The sequence below is a fragment of the Bacillus sp. LR--39 genome, assembly GCF_053613335.1.
The window spans coordinates 1-537 of the sequence record NZ_JBSIOT010001491.1 but is presented as its reverse complement, the minus strand read 5'-3'; the positions used below and the strand labels follow the sequence as shown (position 1 = coordinate 537).

The window sequence follows — 537 nt, the reverse complement described above, 5'->3', positions numbered from 1 at the left end:
CATGCAAAAGCATGAATCCTGTTCGTTTTATATCACTCATGAAAACGTCATAGATGACCGGTTCACCCACATGATTCAGCGTACCATCAGTGAATCCCCGCTGCACATGGTCATTTGCCCGAACAAGCTGTCCGTTCAGCAATTGATCAATGGTGGCGAACAAATTGGCATTTCGCCGGAATTGTCAGCAAGCCGGCCCCCTATCGTCTGTATAGGCGATGACTCAGCTGCCGAAGCTTATGGATTCACAGCTGTACAAGAACAGGATGAATTGCTAGCTTTCATTCAGAATCAACAGACGCAGAAAAAGCTCCTTCACAGCTGATGGCTGGCAGCCCTTTCCCCCAAGGGCTGTTTTATTTATGTACCAATTTTTTATGATGGGTGGAATACATCGCCATATTCTCGGCCTTAGGGTCCAGATAAGCCTTGGCACTGTTGACCGCTGTCGGGCCTTCGGTAAAGCCGCCGGCAATCAATCTCAGCTTGCTTTCATAAAAAGCCGCGTCACCCGCTACAAACACGCCCGGAAGATTC

2 pseudogenes are annotated in these 537 nt (G+C 48.8%); one reads left to right on the top strand and one right to left on the bottom strand.

Features of this window, described 5'->3' with window-relative positions:
• Window positions 1-325 (top strand): annotated as a pseudogene (locus ACWHAR_RS31340) (uroporphyrinogen-III C-methyltransferase); the annotation flags it as partial.
• A gap of 31 nt (window positions 326-356) precedes the next feature.
• Here the strand turns inward: ACWHAR_RS31340 and ACWHAR_RS31335 are convergent.
• A pseudogene (locus tag ACWHAR_RS31335) lies at window positions 357-537 on the bottom strand (thioredoxin reductase); the annotation flags it as partial.